This window comes from Cyanobium sp. ULC082 (genome assembly GCF_977927535.1).
This window is the reverse complement of record NZ_OZ376397.1, coordinates 1196951-1211479: the sequence shown is the minus strand read 5'-3', so window position 1 is coordinate 1211479 and position 14529 is coordinate 1196951. Positions and strand designations below refer to the sequence as shown.

Annotated in this window: 14 protein-coding genes; 9 read left to right on the top strand and 5 right to left on the bottom strand. The window is 61.5% G+C overall.

The genetic code is table 11. The features are described 5' to 3' along the window. From ACXMDY_RS06505 to ACXMDY_RS06485, 5 genes are all read left to right on the top strand, one after another. Positions 1 to 732, top strand: coding sequence for a hypothetical protein (locus ACXMDY_RS06505; RefSeq protein WP_259701620.1), 732 nt, complete (start codon positions 1 to 3; stop codon positions 730 to 732). 9 nt (positions 733 to 741) lie between these two features. Then, the gene (locus ACXMDY_RS06500; RefSeq protein ID WP_399242061.1) at positions 742 to 1428 is read left to right on the top strand and encodes a hypothetical protein; all 687 of its coding nucleotides are present in this window, start codon (positions 742 to 744) and stop codon (positions 1426 to 1428) included. Between the two features lie 4 nt (positions 1429 to 1432). Next, positions 1433 to 2677 carry a nickel pincer cofactor biosynthesis protein LarC gene (larC, locus tag ACXMDY_RS06495; protein WP_259701562.1) on the top strand — a complete coding sequence of 415 codons (1245 nt, stop codon included), beginning with the start codon at positions 1433 to 1435 and terminating at the stop codon, positions 2675 to 2677. After that, positions 2674 to 3699: a lysylphosphatidylglycerol synthase domain-containing protein gene (locus ACXMDY_RS06490; protein WP_259701563.1), complete on the top strand. Its 1026-nt coding sequence runs from the start codon at positions 2674 to 2676 to the stop codon at positions 3697 to 3699. Before larC ends, ACXMDY_RS06490 begins: the two co-directional genes overlap by 4 nt. An 88-nt stretch (positions 3700 to 3787) precedes the next feature. Next, positions 3788 to 4276 (top strand): Fur family transcriptional regulator, encoded by a 489-nt coding sequence (locus ACXMDY_RS06485; RefSeq protein WP_259727992.1) that lies wholly within the window; start codon positions 3788 to 3790, stop codon positions 4274 to 4276. Here ACXMDY_RS06485 and ACXMDY_RS06480 read toward each other — a convergent pair. Continuing rightward, positions 4264 to 4431 carry a hypothetical protein gene (locus ACXMDY_RS06480; RefSeq protein WP_259701564.1) on the bottom strand — a complete coding sequence of 56 codons (168 nt, stop codon included), beginning with the start codon at positions 4429 to 4431 and terminating at the stop codon, positions 4264 to 4266. The two genes, ACXMDY_RS06485 and ACXMDY_RS06480, sit on opposite strands and share 13 nt — an antisense overlap. Positions 4432 to 4650: 219 nt before the next feature. On the opposite strand from ACXMDY_RS06480, the gene ACXMDY_RS06475 reads away from it, so the two are divergent. Beyond that, positions 4651 to 5247 (top strand): Crp/Fnr family transcriptional regulator, encoded by a 597-nt coding sequence (locus ACXMDY_RS06475; RefSeq protein WP_259701565.1) that lies wholly within the window; start codon positions 4651 to 4653, stop codon positions 5245 to 5247. A 103-nt stretch (positions 5248 to 5350) separates the two neighbouring features. Further along, complete coding sequence (locus tag ACXMDY_RS06470) at positions 5351 to 5605, top strand: hypothetical protein (protein ID WP_457767511.1); 255 nt, start codon at positions 5351 to 5353, stop codon at positions 5603 to 5605. Between the two features lie 37 nt (positions 5606 to 5642). Here ACXMDY_RS06470 and ACXMDY_RS06465 read toward each other — a convergent pair whose 3' ends face one another. Further along, a complete protein-coding gene (locus ACXMDY_RS06465; RefSeq protein ID WP_259701567.1) occupies positions 5643 to 6218 on the bottom strand; it encodes a ferritin in 576 nt (191 codons plus the stop codon). A 435-nt stretch (positions 6219 to 6653) separates the two neighbouring features. On the opposite strand from ACXMDY_RS06465, the gene ACXMDY_RS06460 reads away from it, so the two are divergent. Next, positions 6654 to 7106, top strand: coding sequence for an ATP-binding cassette domain-containing protein (locus tag ACXMDY_RS06460; RefSeq protein WP_259701568.1), 453 nt, complete (start codon positions 6654 to 6656; stop codon positions 7104 to 7106). Between the two features lie 813 nt (positions 7107 to 7919). Here the strand turns inward: ACXMDY_RS06460 and ACXMDY_RS06455 are convergent. The 3 genes from ACXMDY_RS06455 to ACXMDY_RS06445 all read right to left on the bottom strand — a co-directional run bounded on the left by ACXMDY_RS06455 (position 7920) and on the right by ACXMDY_RS06445 (position 12433). Continuing rightward, positions 7920 to 8192 carry an IS66 family transposase gene (locus ACXMDY_RS06455; protein ID WP_457767510.1) on the bottom strand — a complete coding sequence of 91 codons (273 nt, stop codon included), beginning with the start codon at positions 8190 to 8192 and terminating at the stop codon, positions 7920 to 7922. Between the two features lie 53 nt (positions 8193 to 8245). After that, positions 8246 to 8374, bottom strand: coding sequence for a hypothetical protein (locus tag ACXMDY_RS06450; RefSeq protein ID WP_259701570.1), 129 nt, complete (start codon positions 8372 to 8374; stop codon positions 8246 to 8248). A 360-nt stretch (positions 8375 to 8734) separates the two neighbouring features. Further along, positions 8735 to 12433: a beta strand repeat-containing protein gene (locus tag ACXMDY_RS06445; RefSeq protein WP_259701571.1), complete on the bottom strand. Its 3699-nt coding sequence runs from the start codon at positions 12431 to 12433 to the stop codon at positions 8735 to 8737. A 1504-nt stretch (positions 12434 to 13937) separates the two neighbouring features. Here ACXMDY_RS06445 and fldA point away from each other — a divergent pair. Continuing rightward, positions 13938 to 14462, top strand: coding sequence for a flavodoxin FldA (gene fldA, locus ACXMDY_RS06440; protein WP_259701572.1), 525 nt, complete (start codon positions 13938 to 13940; stop codon positions 14460 to 14462). The last annotated feature ends 67 nt before the right edge of the window (positions 14463 to 14529 follow it).

The following is a 14529-nucleotide window of genomic DNA, read 5'->3' as shown; positions in this document are numbered from 1 at the left end:
ATGCGTCACCATCCGATTTCCCCGGTCACCGAACCGATGCAGTACCGGGCCATTGGCGTGGTTCGCGGCCAGTACGTTCCAACCGATGCGGAGCAGCCCACCCGTGGCCTGATCCACACCGCCGATGGCACAGCGATCGAAGCGGTTGTGCTGGGCAGGGTTCTCAGCCTGGTGCGTCGCCATCTCGACATGGCCAGCCCCCATCTCTGGGTGGTGTATCCCCGCATTCGCGAGCCTGGCAGCCTCCATCTCCAGATGGTGGGGGTGTGGGAGCCCAGCACCCTCGATGCCGTCGAGTCACCCCCGGCCGATGACCAGCCCCCAGAGGACAGCCTTCCGGAAGGGGATGACTACTTCTCCGTGCGCGGCGAGCTGATCTTCACCCGGCCCGAGAGTGGTGACCTGGTGATCAAGGTGCGTCAGAAACCCCGGGCCGATGGCACCAGGGTGCAACCGTTCAAGCTGCAGTTGCGCGGCCAGATCCCCCTGGAGCATCTGCGCCATTTCGTCTCCCTCGATCTGCGACGTCAGGCCAGTCAGCTGGAGGTGGAGCGCTTCGAAGTGATCGGTCCGGTCGCCCAGCGCGGCAACCGGGGCGGCAAGGATCGCAGCGGTTCTGGTCGCAGCAGCGCCGACCGGAGCGAGCGCAAGCCACCGAGGAATCCGATCAGCCGGGGTGAGGCCCTGCCCCCTGGCGGCCGCCGCACGGCGATCATTCGGCCGGGGAGCTGAGGTCGTTCTGTGGACCATCCCGAATCCAGCTCCACGCGAAGGGTTCCAGCTCCGGATCCCGGCGATGGCTCGATCAGCACGCTGACGGCGGGGATCGTGGTGGCTGCTGGCACAGGCCTGGCGGTGCTCGGGCCGGTGTTGGGGATCTCCCCCTGGCTGACCAGTCTGGCGGTCGGTGCTGGACTGGTTGGTCTCACGGTGGATGCGGCCCGTTTCGGTGGCAGGGGCGGCCATCTGCTGGCTGAAGCCCTGCCCGGTGGCCGGCAGCGGCTGCGGCGGATTGCGATCCACGAGGCGGGCCATTCCCTGCTGGCCGAGCAGAACGACCTGCCGATTCGACGGGTGCTTGTCGGCAGCCTCGCCTGCCTGCAGGCTGGATTGCGGGCCAGCGGCAGCACGGAGTTCGAGATTCCCGCCCACGCCAAACTGGCCGCTGAAGATCTGCGCCGCTGGAGCCGGGTGCTGCAGGCCGGCATGGCAGCCGAAAGCCTGATCTACGGCCGCTCCCGCGGTGGCGGTGATGACCGGGCCCTGCTCGGCCGCCTCTGGGGATTGTCGGGCTTTGATGTGGCCACCGCCCAGCTGGAACAACGCCGGGCCCGGCGGGAAGTGGTGCAATGGCTGCGACGGGAGCAGCCTCGCCTTGAGGAGCGCGCCGAGCATCTGCTCTCCGGCGCCCCCCGGTTGTTGCGCTGACGCCATGACCCTGGCCTATCTCGATTGCCCCACGGGTGTGGCCGGCGACATGGTGCTCGCGGCCCTGTTCGATCTGGGACTGCCTGCCTCGACGGTGGAAGCCCCCCTGGCTGCCCTGGGGTTGAGCGGTGCCTACCGGCTGCGGATCGAGGAGGCCAGCAGCGGTGGGCTGCGCGGCCGCCGGCTCAGCGTGGATCTTCTGGAGCCCCAGCTGGAGCATCGTCGCTGGCTGGAGCTCCGAGGCCAGATCGATTCCAGTGCGATCGAGCCGCCGTTGCGTCAGAAGGTATTGGAGGTGTTCGGGCTGCTGGCCGAGGCGGAGGGCGCCGTGCATGGCCACCCGCCTGAGCGCGTGCATTTTCATGAAGTGGGGGCCGTGGATGCCCTGGTTGATGTGGTGGGGGTCTGCGCCGGCCTGCTCCATTTCCAGGTGGACCGCCTGATCTGTGCCCCGCCGCCGGCCGGTCATGGTGTGGTGGCGACAGCCCACGGCCTGCTGCCCCTGCCGGCGCCGGCGGTGCTGGAGCTGGCCCGCCGCCATCGCGTTCCCCTGGCCGGCGGGGATGGCCGGCCCGCCGGTGAACTCACCACGCCCACGGGAATGGCACTGATCGCAGCCTGGGTGGACGGTTTCGGGCCGGCCCCCGCCATGGTGCCGTCGGCTGTGGGGATCGGCCTCGGCCACCGTCAGCTGGATCGTCCAAACCTGCTCCGGCTTTGGCTGGCAGCGGAAGCCATGGAACCGGAGGGAGCGGAGCTGGTCCCGGCTGCCCGGCCGATTCTGGAAACGGTGTTGCTGCAGCAGGCCCAGATTGACGACGCCACGGCCGAGGATCTCGCCTTTCTGGTTGAGGAGTTGCGTGCGGCAGAAGCACTGGAGGTCTACAGCCAGGCGGTGCAGATGAAAAAGGGCCGATGCGGCGTGTTGCTCACGGTTGTGGCCCAGCCGGAGCGGGCTGCTGCGTTGCGGGCGATCTGGTGGCGCCATGGCAGCAGCCTGGGGGTGCGTGAGCACCTGGAGCAGCGCTGGTGTCTGCCGCGCCTGCAGCGACAGGTGAGTACGGCCTGGGGAGAGGTGCGGATCAAGTGGGTCACCCTGCCGGATGGCAGCCACCGTTCCAAGCCTGAACACGACGACCTGGCCTCCCTGGCCAGGGCCCATGGCCTGAGCTTGCAGGAGGTGCGGGAAGCGGCGCTGCGCGCCCTGGCCGGCGACAATCCAGATCCCAGCAGCGACGCGGCCCGATGATCAGACGTCCCAAGCTGGCTCTGCCCAGGCTGGCTGTGCCCAAGCTGGCTCTGCCGGGGGGGGCGCGGGTCTGGGTGAGTCTGCTGAGCTTCGGCTTCGTTTTCGCCGCTCTGCTGGGCAATGGCGAGCAGCTGCTGGCCCTGCGCCTCGATCCCCAGGGCTGGCTCTGGCTCACCATGGGAATCGGCTTCAGCCTGCTGAGCCTGGTGATCTGCGGGATGGCCTGGGCGGTGGGCTTGCGCTGGCTTGGTTTTCGGCCGGCCTGGGCCGCCTGTGTCCGGTTCTATCTGCGCAGCAATCTTTACAAGTACCTGCCAGGTGGCATCTGGCACCTGGCAGCCCGGGTGCAGCTGCTGCGTCGCAGGGAGGAGGCTGCCCTCCCCGGGGAGCTGCCGCTGCTGGCCGTCGCGCTCTCCACTCCTCAGGCTGTGGTGGCCGTGATGCTCGATCCGGTTCTGGCAGCCAGTGCTGCCTTGCTGCTGGTGCCCTTTGCTGGCTGGCAGAACGGCCTGGCCCTGCTCGCCCTTCTCCCGGCTGTGCTGTTGTTGCCGCGCTGGCTCAATCCCTTGCTGGGGCGGTTGGAGCGGCGCCGGGCTCGGCAGCTGAAGCTGGAGGAGCCTGGGGGGGATACCCCGGCCCCGGCGCCTTTCTCCCTGCCGGGGTATCCCTTGTTGCCCCTGCTGCCCCAGTTCGTTTTCGTGCTGCTGCGCTTCGGCGGTTTCGCCTGCTGTGTGCTGGCCTTCGATCAGCAGCTGAGCCTGGGCTGGCCCGGTTGGCTGGGCGGCTTCCTGCTCGCCTGGACCGTGGGGCTGGTGGTGCCGGGTGCTCCAGGCGGCCTGGGGGTGTTCGAGGCGATGCTGCTGCTGCTGCTCGGCGCCGAACTGGCTGAGGCTCCCCTGCTCGCGGTGGCCCTGAGTTATCGGCTCGTGGCCACCCTGGCCGATCTGCTGGCGGCCCTGTTGGCCCGCCTGGATGGCCTGCTGGTGGCGGCGGCGGCTCGGAACCGATCGCTGGCGAGCTGAACCATCCCCGGAGGCACCACCGGTTCCGATCTTCGCAACAAGGCCTATTATTGAGAACGCCCGGCCTGGCGCTGTGCCCTTGTCCGTTTTGATCGACTCCGCAGCTCCGTCAACCGAGGTCCTGGCCGCTCCGCTGGCAGCGGGCGAGTTGCGCGCCAGCCTCCATGGCCGTGGCCAGCGGCTCACTCCCCAGCGCCAGCGGGTGCTGGCCCTGTTCAAGCGGATCGGGGAAGGCAGCCACCTCAGTGCCGAAGAGGTGCATCAGCGACTGCTCGGCTCCCAGGAGAAGGTTTCCCTGGCCACGGTGTATCGCAGCCTGCGGCTGTTGAGTTCGATGGAGCTGCTGCGGGAGCTGGAACTGCCGGAGGGGGGCAGACGCTTCGAACTGGCCGGTGACACCCACCGCAACCACCATCATCTGGTCTGCGTCGGTTGCGGTCGTACCGAGGAATTCGAGAGTTCGGCGGTTCTCGCGGCGGGAGAGCAGGCGGCGCTCGGCCAAGGATTTCGCCTGATTGAGTGCGTGCTGAATGTGCGGGCGCTGTGCCCTGGCTGCGCCGCGGTTCAGAACGGTTGAGGGGGGCTGCTCAGTCTGGGCGGAGCGGCCATGGCCTGGCCCGGGTTGATGGCCCGGCGCCTGGCAGGGGGAGAGCTGAGGCCATGCTGCTGGTCGGCCCAGTGGGCGGTGAGGGCTGCCAGCAGGGAGGCACGATCGCCAAGGATCCGGATCATGGCCTGGTCGGGTGGGGGACGGGTTCCATCCTGCGGGGATTCCAGGCGAGCCCGGGAGTTGATGGCACCGGCGTTGAGCCCAAATGACACCGCTGTCGGTGCCGCCGCCGGTCGATCGCCGGCCGACCGACTTGCAACAACCAGTTGCTATTGAGAACCACTTGCAAGAAAGCGGGTTGACTGTCTAGATTGCGAGTCATTCGCAACAGTGCTGGGTCCGTGGCCTTTCGCTTCCTGCCTGATTCGCCTTCCACCGCCGTGCGCATGCCTGTCGGTCAGACCGTTCTGCTCGATCCCGCTGGCCGTCCCGGCGGCTGTTGCCTTGAGGTGCTCGAAGGGGTGGCCAGGGTCTATTGCCCCTGCGAGGAAACCGAGGGGATGACCCTTGCCTTCCTTCAGGCCGGCGACCGGCTGCGTACCGACCGTCTCTGCAGTGAAGGGGTCTGCGTCGAGGCGCTCACTCCGCTCCGTTTCCGCAGCGACGGAGAAGCCGGCGAGAGCGATGGTTTCGATCCTGTCAACGAATGGACTCTGCAATTGCTTCGCATTCGCCATCTCGGCAGTGCTGAACAGCGGCTCCATGCCCTCTTCGGCCTGCTGGTCCGTCGGCTGGGCCGCCGTTGCGGTCCCTGGTGTGATCTGCCATTCCGCCTCACCCATGAGCGGATCGGAGAGCTGATCGGCACCACCCGCGTCACCACCACACGGCTGATTTCCCGGATTCGCCAGGCCGAGCTGCTGGAGGCTCCCAGCGGCCAGAGCGGCCTGCGTCTGGCGCCGTCCCTGGTGGAATCGGCTCCCCTTGCGCTCGGCTGAACGGAATCCCTGCCCCATGACTCTTTCTCCTTCCTCTTCTCCTTCTTCTTCCCTGTCCCCGGCGGGCCCTGCGGTTCTGGCTTGTCCGCGGCAGCCGGTTCACGTGGCCGACAGCCTGCTTGGAAGCCTCTGCCGCGAGATGGGCCGCCTCCTGAGCCGGCGCAGCCAGATCCAGGCCCAGGTGTCCCGTTGCCGTGATGCCGATCTGATCGGCCGGCTGCACGGCGAACTCGACCGCTGCGCCGAGCGCCAGGCTGAACTGCGCACCGTGGTCAGGGCCTGGCAGGGCCGGCCCGGACTCGATCCCGTCGGGATCGCCTTCCTGCTTGAACTCACCCGCCGCACCAGCCTGGCCTGAGCGACAGCGCTTCAGGAGCAGGCGGCCTGAGGCTGAGTTACTCCCCGATCTTGGACGGTGCCGCCTGACCGTTTGCCAGTTCGGTATCGAGAATCAACAGAGCGGCAGGATTACCGGCGGCCAGCCGCAGACGACCGAGAAGATGGGCGGCTTCATCTTCCGAAGCCGTCTGCTTGTCGATCAACGGATCGAGATAGACGGTGGTGCGCACATCACCGGATTGCTCCGCCATGGCATAGAGCTGATGGAGTGATGTGGTGACATCCACTTCCATCTGAAAAACAGCCGCCAGGATGTCTTCGATATCACTCCACACCTGTCGTGGTGCCAGGGTCGCTCCCAGTGCCACAGGCTGTCCCCTGGCAATCAGGTAGTCGGCGAACAGGCCGGCATGGTTGCGTTCCTGATCGGATTCCTGCTTGAAATGATGGGAGAAGCCGCGTAATTCCCGCTCGGCGAACCAGATCGCCAGGGCCCAGTAGGAGGCGCTGGCGTTCAGTTCCATCGCCAGATGTTGCTGCAGTGCCTCCAGCAGCGACTCCTGGATCGGTTGAGCCACAGGCCTCCCACCACTCTGCAGGCTGCCGGCAACGGGCTGGGTGCTCAGAGTCATTGTGCTGATCGTTGGTTTGAACTCAGCGTAGGGACCCAAGCGGGCACCAGGCCCAGATGGGAGATCCATCCTGGCTCGATGTTCGATTGGTTACAGCCGGGGGTGATCATGGTTGCGGCTGGGGGGTGATGGCCTTCTAGGGTTGAACCAACCACCTCCGATGGCATGGCCGATCTTGCCCCCCCTCCCGAACCTGCCGCTGTTCGCGCCCTGCGCCAGGATCTGATTCGGGTTTCCAAGAAGAAGGGTTGCAAGCAGTCGAAATGCTCCCACTGGAAGGGCGGTTGTTGCCGCTGTGGCCGCGACTGAGCCCACCCTCAGTTCTGCTTCCGGCTCCGAGCTCGGCTCCAGGCAGCGTCAGTGCTCAGCAGTTTGTCTCTGGGATCTGATTGGTCCTCTCCAGTGGTAAGGAAACAAAACTCCTTCTCTGCCTGGATGTCATCCATCGACCACTCCCAATCGGCCTGCCATGCTGGTCGACATTCAATTGAACTTGAGGGTCTCTGGCATCGCTTTCCCAGCCAGTTTGGGTCCACGGATTGGGTTCTCCAGGGCGTTGAACCATCACTTGGTGTTGGTGAGTTGGTGGGATTGCTTGGTCCCTCTGGTTCCGGAAAAACGACACTTCTGCGCTTGATCGCCGGAGTTGGTCGACCGGAGCGAGGCGTGATCCGTCTGGGCGGACGCGAAGTGGTGGGACCCAGCCGCTGTTTGCCACCGGAACGGCGAGGTGTCGGCATGGTTTTCCAGGATTACGCCCTGTTTCCCCATCTGACCGCCTGGGAGACCGTCTGCTTCGGTCTTCCGCATCGCCAGAACAAGGGACGCGCTTCCCGCTGTTCTGGCGCAGTGCGGCACCAGCGGTCTGCTTGTCACCCACGATCCTGAGGAGGCCCTGGCGATCTGCAATCGTGTCGCTGTGCTGAAGGATGGTCGCCTCCGTCAATGCGCCAGCCCGCGAGAACTGGTCAGTGGGCCCGTCACGTCCTTTGTTGGGAGCTCCGTGCTGCAGTGCAACGTGTTGCCTGCCTGGTGGCAGGGTTGCGTCCTGCACACCCTGCTGGGGCCAACTCAGTCAGTGAACGAATCAACCTCTCTTACGCTCCCGGTGGCGTCAGACGTTTCTCTGGAGGGGCTGGCAAGCCCAGATGATCTTGATCTCTGCCCTGGCAATGGAGGAGTGACCATCATTGTGGGAAGGCAGTTTCTCGGCCGGTACTGGCTCGATCAGGTGGGCCAGGGAGGGATACGGCTGCGGGTGCGCCTGCCCATCGATACCTCCCTGCCGCTGGGTCAGCGCTGTGGCCTGCACTTGCGACCTGTCGCCGTGGTGCACACCTGTCCTGCCCGGAAGTGCAGTGGGGCACATTCACTTCCAGATTGAACAAGAAAAACTCCCTGACCCCACCAGGTGAGGGAGTCCGTCACCATGGCCATTCTGGAATGGAGCCGGCAGAGGTCTGTCGCCGATAACTCCCAGCTCTGTCGGCAAAGGCACCCATGCCAGGTGCGATTGAGAGAAGTTGTGATTGACAACATCCACAGCCTTGCAGCGCCGGCCCACTCGAGTGGCCAGACAGAAGCGGCTGAATTCAACCACCACGTTCAGAAGCTTGAGCGTGCGGCCATCCATTGTTTGGTTGAACTGGAAGTCGATTGCCCACACATGGTGGGGGTATTCAGCTCGAACGCAGCGGACGTCTAGCGGCTCAGGCCCTGAACAAAAACCGTCACAACAGCTGTCACCATGACCCAATGCCAGCCGCGCTTTCCGGTGGGATTGCATCCGTCGGCGTTGCCTGTGGGTGCGCCGGTTTCATCCACGTAGGCCACCGGCTGCTGACGGGCGAAAGCGGTGGCCTGATGCGTGGGCTGCTCCAGTGCAGCGCTCAGGCACTGGCGGATTGCCGCAATGGCGACGCGACGGCCCTCTATTCCCAGCAGCTGAACCAGCAGCGCCTGGGTCTTGCTCAAACTCAAGGGGGGAAGGCGCAACCCAGCAAAACCACCAAGGCAATGAGCCGAGGCTAGCGGCGACTGAGCTCCACATCCACCGGCAACGCCGCGCAGGTGCTGGTGGAGCAGCAGGGGCACACCAACCGGTGCAGCCGGTACGCCTCATAGGAGAAGCCGAGCCGTTGCTTGATGAGCAGCACTCCAAAGGCCAGCCTTACAGGCTTTGCGGGGGGACCAATCGTGGGGGTGAACTTAGCTACAAATTGTTTTTCCCAGCTCTGCCCAGGGCATCTCAGAAAAGAAGCGCACTCAGCGGTTGTCCGGGTCCAAGGTCCAAGGTGCCTCCAAAATGCACGCAGAATTCATCGATTGAGACCTGTCGGTATGATATTAACGGTATATCTGTACTGATCAGCAGGTGCAGCAATCATCGATTGCCCAGCGCGCAGCCAGTTTGTCGGGGTTCGAATGCTGAAACAAGTTGTGTCGCAGTTGACCTAACTTTGTCAGGAATACCCAGGAGTCTGTTGCCCGGAGCACGTAATCACCCGGTCACTATCCTAAGCGATGATGCTGAAGTTTGAGTCACCCAAGAACCCGCCGCCGCCGACAACGACGGCGATGTGAAACAGACCGCCTGGATTGGAACCGTTCTGATCGAAAAAGAGATTTTCGTTAATGTCATCGAACAGAAACTGACCGTTGGTTCCAAACGTGGCAGGAATGCCGTTACCGAATGCGAAGGGGACGGCCCCCCCAGCAACAAGTCCGCCGCCGAACGCGGATGCGGAGATGGCAATCACGTCATTTGCGTTTTCCCAATCAGTAATCCTGTCAGGTAGGTTCTGAAGAACGGAGAATTGGAACCTATCGATACCCAATCCGCCAGTCAACGTATCCGCTCCCGCCTTGCCGTCCAACGTATTGGCCGCGCTGTTCCCTACGATCGTGTTGGCAAGCGTGTTGCCGGTCCCGCTGATTGCGGTAGCACCCGTTAGCATCAGCTTTTCAATTGTCGTTTCGAGAGTCCGTGTGACACTCGCCGTGACCTCGTCACCCGTGCCGCTCGAGTCCACGATCACATCACCCACATTGTCAACAACGTAGACGTCGTTGCCCGCTCCACCCGAGAGCGTATCCGCGCCAGCCTTCCCGTCGAGAATGTTGTCGCTCGCATTGCCAGTAATGACGTTAGCGAGCGTGTTGCCCGTGCCGTTGATCGCCGCCGATCCTGTAAGCCTCAAATCCTCGACGAAATTGCCGAGCGTGAAGCTGACCGAGGACTGCACCAGATCGACGCCGACCGCGTTGACCTCGGTAACAGTGTCGGACAGTTCGTCAACGACATAGGTGTCGTTACCGCCCAGACCCCGCAGAACATCGCCGCCGCCCACGCCGCCGTTCAGCACGTTATCCGCGCCATTGCCGACAATCGTGTTAGCGAGCGTGTTACCCGTGCCGTTGATGTTCGCCAGACCAAGCAGAGTGAGGTTCTCAACATTGGCAGTCAGTGCATAGGACACCAGGCTGTCAACCCGGTCAATGCCTTCGCCTGAAAGTTCAACGACCGATTCACCAGTCACATCAACTTTGTAGACGTCGTTACCGGCACCGCCGATCATGATGTCCACACCGGCCGCACCGTCCAGGATGTTATTCCCGGTATTGCCGACTATCCGATTGGCTAGCGCATTGCCCGTGCCGTTGAGGTTTGCTGCTCCCAAGAGCGTCAGCTGCTCCACCTCCGCCGCCAGCGCCGCGATGGTAATTGTGCTCTCGATTCGATCGGCGGTGCCACCGCCTGGCAGTTCGACAACCGTGTCGCCGGTCGCATCCACGAGATAGACGTCGTTATCGTCGCCGCCGGTCATCGTGTCGTTGCCAATCCCGCCATCGAGCCGGTCATTGCCGATCCCGCCGGTCAAGAGGTCGTTGCCCGAGCCGCCCTCCAACGTGTCATTGCCAGCTTCTCCGATGAGGGAATTCGCAAGCGACGTGCCCACAATGCGGTTCGCCAACCCATTGCCAGAGCCTTGGAAGGCAAAGCCTGTCAGGGTGAGGTTCTCAATCTGCGAGAAGATGCTCAGCGTCGCGTTGAAATTGGCCTGGATGGCATCGATACCAGACGAATCAACGATGACATCGCCCAGAGTATCAATGACATAGGTATCAATGCCGGCTCCGCCGTTCATCGTGTCGACACCAAGCCCACCGTTCAACGTATCGTTGCCGTTGCCACCGCTGAGTGAGTTGTTCGCGGAATTGCCGGTAATGACGTTGTCGAGGGTATTGCCAATGCCCGTAACTGCTCCGGTCAACAGGGTCAGGTTCTCGACATGGTTCGTTAGCGTATAGGTCGCAAGGGACGACTGCACCCCATCCCTCAATCCGGCCGAAAAGCTCCCGTTGGCTTCGACAACCAGATCACCAGTCTGCCCAACGAAATAGGTATCGTTGCCATCGCCGCCAGTCATGGTGTCGTTGCCCAGACCACCATTCAGAACGTTGTCGCCCAGATTGCCCGTGAGGCGATTGTCCAGCGCGTTACCCGTGAGATTTAACCCGAACGTGGGAAACAGCTCGGCATTCTCTATGTTCGCGCCGAGCGTGTAATTGAAAATGGTTGAAATGACAGTATCGACACCACCCGCTGGTCCCGCCAGCGACTCAATCACGGCATCTCCGCCATCGCGGAGGAAATAGAGGTCGTTGCCGCCGCCGCCCATCATCACGTCGTCGCCCAACTCGCTGCTCAGATCGCTGGTGCCCAATACATCGTTGCCCAATCCGCCGATCAGCGTGTCATTACCAAAGCCCCCGAGCAATACGTTGTCGCCGTTGTTCCCCGTAATCACATTGTTCAAGTCGTTGCCGGTTCCATTGATGTTCGCGTCGGCCAGCAGAATCAGATTCTCCACTGCGAAGGGAAGCGTATAGCTGATATCTGTCTGTACGGTGTCTGTTCCGTCGTCCGCGTTTTCTTGAACCAGATCAGCTGCGTCGCGCACGATATAGGTATCGTCTCCGTCGCTGCCACGCATGGTCGTCACGCCTGCCCCGTTGGCGCCGCCGTCCAACGTATCGTTGCCGGAGAAGGGCGTCACGCTGCTGTCGACCGTGAATTGCTGGGCGAGCAGGTCGCTTACGAAGACTGTGCTAGCCGAATCATCGTAATTATTGTTTGCGAAAATCTGTATCCCAATCGCATTGCTGGCGCCCAAAACAAGGCCGGGCACGATCAGGTCAAATGTCTTTGCAAATATGGCTCCATCTGTGCCCGTTGCGACGACCTCTCTATACTCCAAGAAAGACGTGTTGTTGCCGTCGAAGAAAAAGTCGCTAATAAAGCCATTCACAGAGACAGTAAGGAAAAACGTCGTCTCTGAAATGGAGGCACTATTGTTCGTGAAGATGTCGAACGACACGCGGACTCGGGCGCTCGTTCCCGATCCCGGCGCTTGATCGCCGCCCGGATCGAACGACTCGAATATCAGTTTGAAATTATCGACGGGCGTCAATTCGACAGTTGAGTTAAGCGTTAGCTCGTGCAGCGTGGTCTGAATTCCGCCGCTGAGATAATCTGTCCCAGTGCCCGCCAACAGCGTGTCATTGCCGCCTTCGCCAAAAAGACGATCGTTGCCGTCGCCGCCCGCAAGTCGATTGTCAAACTCGTTGCCGACAAGCCTGTCGTCAAAAGCGCTGCCGATTGCGTTTTCAAAGGTGCTCGGTTGGACGAACGGCAGGCCTCCAACACCAAGGGCTCCCAAACGGATCGTCCGTCCATCGACATTGAACGACTGAATGACACCGGACAAGGCACTGGATAGTTCTGCGCTGACACCGGCCCCGGCGAGCGAGAAATTCACTGTATCAATTCCGCCCGAGTCGGAGAGAAAAACATCTCCGCCGAGGCCGTCGCCGTGTAAATAGAATTCGTCATCGCCCTCGCCGCCAAACACTCTGTCACTGCCCTCGTTGGCATAGATGGTGTCGTTCCCCCTGCCGCCATCGATCAAGTCATCGCCGGCCCCGCCATCGAGGAGGTCGTTTCCTGTTACGGCGCCTCCTGCTTCATTGTCGCCATAGAGGGTATCGTTGCCGCCACCGCCGAGAAGGATGTCTTCGTCTGCTCCGCCTTCGATGAAGTCGGCGCCGCCCGCGCCGTTGATTAAATCGTTAAGGGCAAAGCCCTTGATAACATCCATGAAGGCGGTGCCGAACAGGATATTATTAAGATTGTCGCCGTTAAGAATGGCCACGCAGGCATATCAGGTTTCAATGGGGATACTTTACACGATCCAAGCCCAGCTGCGGGCTCCCGGTCAGGAGGCTGTTGCGTATTGATCAGCGCCCAGGCCCTCCACAGCCGCTCCAAATTCCGCCTAAACCCCCTGTGGCTGCATTGTTCTCAGTAGGACTAATGGCTCTGGTCAAGTCCACCTCCTCCCCCCTCCCCCTGGAATCCCGACCAGACGCTGCACTTCACGCCGATAGCTGTCGAGTGGCTTACTGAGAACTCACTGCACTTTTTTTCCGGATCGGGCCGCTAAACTTCATCTCGAGACTATTCACGCAGTCAACCGGCAGGAGGATCAACGTCTGCAGAAGCCGTACGCCCCAAGATGATTGTTCTGCTACTCCTGTACGCCTACTGCACCTGGCTTCCCAGTTCCCATTTACCTGGTCCCATGCCTGCTTGTGGGAGGCACCAGATCGAGAATGCCTGCTGGGTTGCCGCTTGCTTCTGGGTTCTCACAGGCAACTAGTACCCTAATGAGCGATTTCTACCAATGTCAACTCGGCGTCCAGTCTCGAAAATGCCTTTTACGAGGTCGGCTCTGTCAAAGTCCGGGGATGGCGAACCTGGCCAAGTGGTGCCTGACCATACCAAGTTGTAAGCCAGTGCCAGCATTTTAAGGGCCACAAGCCACGAGCGGATGCCCAGATGTGAGCGGCAGCAGGATGGCGAGATGTGTGGGCCGCTGTGCAAGTTCGAGTTCATCGATGACAAGGGGAATTGGCATTATCGCTAGGGCAGGCGGGTCGATGAACTCCCGGAAGAGATGCACGGCCGCTCCACTCTGTTGGAGTGGATCCGCAAGGCTCAAGCGGAGCTTGAGGTAAAGGCTGCTGAGCTGAAGGCTTCAGAGGCTGAGGGCTGTGATGATGAGTAGCGGATCTAGCGGGCCTCACGCCGGGCCGGTGATGCCAGCAAGCAATTGGATGAGACACAGCCGCTTACGGTCGGGACTGCCCTGGCTGCAGAGCCGGAATCACCTGCTCAATTGACAGAGATGGATCATCGGCTGATGTTGAGCCTTCAACTCCCAAGGGACTATTCGGTCATCCCAAACCCCAGGCCCAGCGCAATGTCACAGACCCAGGTAACCCCATCTTCAATGGATCTGGCAGCTGGATTCAGGGCTACGACTCTCAGGCGAACCTACCTGACATCAGGCTTGACTGGCATTCAGTGAATCCAGTAATGGTGATGCCCTGGATCATCCACCCAGGGCTTGTCTCCATTTTGCCAAGATTGCCTAGAGATCTATTCAGATCTGGATGATCGAATCTGAGCTTGTGGCTTGATAGATGCAGGCGAGAATGGCACTAGGGGCAGTGTTTGCGGCCTGTCCTTCAGTCTTCTGTTCAGGAAACTGAAAGATGTCCCATCGATGGAGTAGATGTCACTCAATATTGTTTGTTTCAGTTGCCAAGGCATAGATTCAACGACTGGAACTTCACGGGTACTGTTTCAACTCAATGGCTGTTTGCATTTTCTTCGCTACCACCACCGGGAAAACGGAAGCTATCGCCACCCGCCTGGCGGAGCTGATCGGCTCAACGGCCATGCTGAAGGATGTGGATGATCTCGCGGCCACTGAGGATCTGGCCGGAGGGTCAGATTTGATCTGTTGTGTGCCCACCTGGAATACAGGAGCCGATTCGATGTGTTCAGGTACAGCCTGGGACAGTCACTTGGAGTTGATTCCTGATCTGCAGATGGCAGGACGCTTCGTGGCCATCGTGGGATTGGGTGATTCGTTATCTTATCCTGCCTATTTCTGTGATGCCATGGAAGAGTTGTACACAGCATTTCTTCAGTCTGGGGCAACAATTGTTGGCAAAGTATCTCCTTCAGGCTATGCCTACTCTGAATCGAAGAGCCTTGTGAATGGCCTGTTCTGCGGGCTTCCACTTGATGAAGACAGTGAGCCGGACCTGACAGATGAGCGACTGATCAGCTGGTTGGCTCAACTGAGGCGTGAAGCTCCTCGTATGTTCTAGCTCACCCCTGGTGATTTTGTCCTCGCCATCTCGCATCAACCCACAGTGTTTTCCAGGCATTTGTTTC